Annotated in this window: 3 protein-coding genes; 1 reads left to right on the top strand and 2 read right to left on the bottom strand. The window is 45.3% G+C overall.

Annotation, left to right across the window (positions count from 1 at the left end):
- Together ABY436_RS19415 and metG are read right to left on the bottom strand one after the other, a co-directional pair.
- Positions 1 to 609 (bottom strand): amino acid ABC transporter substrate-binding protein (locus tag ABY436_RS19415; RefSeq protein ID WP_372740576.1); only part of this gene is annotated, 609 nt, incomplete at its 3' end.
- 450 nt (positions 610 to 1,059) lie between these two features.
- Entirely contained in the window at positions 1,060 to 3,096 is a 2,037-nt protein-coding gene (gene metG, locus ABY436_RS19410) for a methionine--tRNA ligase (RefSeq protein WP_372740575.1), read from the bottom strand.
- Positions 3,097 to 3,269: 173 nt separating this feature from the next.
- On the opposite strand from metG, the gene ABY436_RS19405 reads away from it, so the two are divergent.
- Positions 3,270 to 3,976 (top strand): HDOD domain-containing protein (locus ABY436_RS19405; protein ID WP_372740574.1); only part of this gene is annotated, 707 nt, incomplete at its 3' end.

The raw sequence follows: 3,976 nt of genomic DNA, 5'->3' as shown, positions 1-3,976 counted from the left end.
GCGAAGAGCGTAGAGCTGCGATTGGTCAGAGGTCAGCACATCACAACGACCGGCATCGAACCCTTTAGCTGTCTGGTCTGAGGTATCAAATACAACAGGAGAAAAAGACATACCGTGTTGGCGGAAGTAGGAAGCCAGGTTCAGTTCAGTGGTTGTTCCTGCCTGGATACAAAATGCTGCACCATCAAGCTCTTTTGCGCTGCTAACGCCAAGTTTCTTTGATGCCATAAAGCCCTGACCGTCGTAATAATTCACACCAGCAAAGTTTAAACCCAGCTGTGTATCGCGCGTTTGAGTCCAGGTCGTGTTTCGGGATAGGATATCAATTTCACCGGACTGTAGTGCAGTAAAGCGTTCTTTAGCAGTCAGAGGAATATATTTAACTTTCTTCGCATCGCCCAATACTGCTGCTGCAACGGCGCGACATACGTCAACATCCAAGCCTTCCCAGTTGCCTTTTTCATCTGGGTTTGAGAAGCCCGCTAATCCAGTGGTTACACCACACTGGACTACACCGCGTGCTTTAACTGCATCCAGGGTTCCTTCTGCTAAGGCGTGACCAGCAAAGCTTACTGAAAGAATTGCCGCGGTAATCAAACTCGTTTTCATCATTAGAGTAATCCTCCTGGGATCAGTGAAATTATTTTTGTAGTGTTCTGGTTAGTGTTGCATCGTGAAGCAACACCCTGTGGAGAATAATGCAAAGGTCGTACCTGTTTTTATTTTTCTGACTGGTTTCTTTGTTTCAGTGTAGTAGATATCTTAAAAAGACCCTATTTTCACGGAAACACCCTATCAGTAAACAATATTTCCAAAAATGGACGTTGATTACAACGTCTAAACTACGTAGGGGTTAATGCTTATTTTTTACATGGTGTGTTTGATTTTATATATTTAGACCGATAGTAAGTGACTGATTTTAGTGCGCTTGCTCTTTTTTGTAGCACCATTAGAAGTTTTGAAACGAGTAAGTCAAAGAGATGAAGCAAGAAACCAGGGGTAATAAAAAAGGCCCGAGTGGGCCTTTATTCATTAAGTAGGATGAGTCTGTAAAGTGCTTTATTTAATACGCATACCTGGCTGAGCGCCTTGCTGAGGCTCAAGAATCCAAAGATCTTTGCCCCCCGGGCCCGCAGCCAACACCATGCCTTCAGAAACGCCGAATTTCATTTTGCGTGGCGCTAAATTAGCTACCATTACGGTAAGTTTACCTTCCAGATCTTCTGGAGAATAAGCCGATTTAATGCCTGCAAACACGTTACGTGTCTCGCCGCCCAGGTCTAGTGTGAGTCGTAATAGTTTTTTTGCCCCATCGACATGTTCAGCCTTGGCAATCAGGGCAACACGCAGATCGACTTTGGCAAAATCATCAAACGACACAGTATCAGAGATAGGGTCGTCGTTCAGTGGAGAGGGTGTGGCTGCTTTCTGAATCGCTGCCGTCGCTTCCATTGTTTGTTTACTCTCTTCAATTAACGCGGCAATTTTATCTTCGTCAACGCGTTGCATGAGGGGTTTGAACTTATTAACGGCATGATTCGTCAATGGCTGTTTAACATCATCCCATAGCAGTGTCTCTAGGTTCAAAAATGCTCTTACATCCTCCGCAACCTGAGGCAAGACCGGAGCAAGGTATGTGCATATAACCCTGAACAGGTTAATCCCCATAGAGCAGCAGTCTTGCACTTCCTGCTGTTTGCCTTCTTGCTTGGCCAGCACCCAAGGTTCAGCTGTGTCGATAAACTGGTTAGCTTTGTCGGCTAATGCCATGATTTCGCGCATGGCGCGTCCGAATTCTCGTTTGTCATATGAATCAGCAATGGAGTCGCCAGCGTTAACCGCTTCCTGATAGAGCTCTGGTGCTGATAATTGAGCAGAAAGCTTGCCGTCAAACTGCTTGTAAATAAAGCCTGCGCAGCGGGATGCAATATTAACAACCTTGTTAACGAGGTCGGCATTGACGCGCATGCGGAAGTCTTCAAGATTTAAGTCAATATCATCAATACCCGAGCTTAATTTGGCAGCAAAATAGTAGCGCAGGTATTCCGGGCGGAGATGATTGAGGTAAGTCTCAGCCATAATGAAGGTACCGCGTGACTTGGACATTTTTTGTCCGTCGACCGTCAGGAAACCGTGGCAGAAAACACCGTTAGGTTTACGGAATCCGGCACCTTCAAGCATAGCGGGCCAAAATAGTGTGTGAAAATACGCAATATCTTTACCGATAAAGTGATAAAGCTCTGTTTCTGATGATTTATTCCAGTACTCATCGAAATCAATACCGGTTTTATCACACCAATTTTTAAAGCTGGCTATATAGCCGATAGGCGCATCCAGCCATACATAAAAATATTTACCGGGTGCGTCTGGGATTTCGAAACCCCAGTAAGGGGCATCACGCGAGATATCCCAGTTTTTCAGGCCAGACTCAAACCAGTCATTGAGTTTATGAACCATCTGAGTTTGGACGTGTTTATCAACCCAACTACGTAAAAATGCTTCAAAGTCACCAAGCTTAAAAAAGTAATGCTCAGATTCTTTTTCAATCGGTTTTGCACCGGAAATAGCTGAATAAGCGTTCTTCAGGTCGACAGGGCTGTAGGTTGCGCCGCATTTTTCACATGAGTCGCCATACTGGTCAAGCGCTCCGCATTTTGGGCAATCCCCCTTAACGAAGCGATCCGGCAGAAACATCTCTTTTTCAGGATCGTAAGCTTGAGTAATGGTTTTCTTGGCAATATGACCGTTGTCACGCAAGCGTGTATAGATCAGAGAAGCAAAGTGTTTGTTTTCTTCTGAATGGGTCGAATAGTAGTTATCAAATCCCACCATAAAGCCGGAGAAATCCCGTTGGTGGTCTTGGCTGACTTGAGCGATCAATGTTTCGGCAGATATTCCGAGTTGATCGGCTTTGAGCATAATGGGCGTGCCGTGTGCATCATCTGCACAGACGTAAGTACAATTATGGCCGCGTTGTTTCTGGAATCGTACCCAGATATCGGTTTGAATATATTCAACCAAATGGCCCAGATGAATAGGACCGTTGGCATACGGAAGTGCGCTTGTAACGAGTATTTTTCGCTGAGTATCTGGCATGATTTCTAAAGACGTTGCTACGTGAATGAAATAAACGCGTAGTTTACGGTGTTCAGTAAGGTTAATGAACCTTATTTGCATAAAATTAGTGGACAGCCTGCAGATGCTTGACTAAAACTTAAAGAATTAAAACATTAATACTCTATTAAGGGTTAAGGTCAGGGGCTTTTGGGATGGATGCGAAAGTGAAGCTTGTGCTGCATGACAAAAATATATTGGTTTGTCGCTCGGCTTCGCTCAAAGATGAAGAGATCAACACGGTGGCTGACTTAAACAACTGGTCCGTGAGTCGTGTTGATTCCGCTGAAGAGATGCTTGAACGTATTCAGCAATGCCATTATGACATCATTATCATTGGCATTTCTGAGAATCCAGAACAGGTGCTTGCAGGGCTGATGCAGGTTATTAGGGTCAGGCCTGACGCAGTGCGGATTGCAGTGACAGGGAATTTGTCCTCCGCGATAGCGGCGCGAGTGTCGGAAGTCGCGCATTCGTCATTGCCCGAAAATTGTACTGATGTACAGATATCGCTCGCCGTTGAGCAGGCTTTAAAAGTGGCCAGCCTTATTCGTAAACCTGAAATTAAAGATTTTATTGGGCGAATTGAGCGATTGCCGTCTCTGCCGGATATTTATGAGGCGTTAAACACTGCGCTGCTTTCCGGTCAGTCGAATGCCCGGGATATCTCACAGATAGTCGAGCGGGATCCGGTGATGTCGGCTAAAGTGCTGCAGTTGGTTAATTCGGCATTTTTTGGATTGGAACGGCAGATTTATCGATTGAATGAGGCGGTTACAATTTTGGGGGTTCGTCTGATTCGTGACTTAACCCTGGCATCGCATATTTTTGAGGCGTTTCCACAGAGCGCTGAATGGACCAG

This window comes from Neptunomonas sp. (assembly GCF_041601355.1).
Lineage (GTDB): Bacteria > Pseudomonadota > Gammaproteobacteria > Pseudomonadales > Balneatricaceae > Neptunomonas.
Note: the sequence above shows the minus strand (reverse complement) of the source record. Positions and strands in the feature narration are given on the sequence as shown.

Excerpts from the sequence above, each read along its gene's own strand:
- metG (WP_372740575.1), bottom strand. The coding sequence starts at position 3,096 with ATGCCAGATACTCAGCGAAAAATACTCGTTACAAGCGCACTTCCGTAT.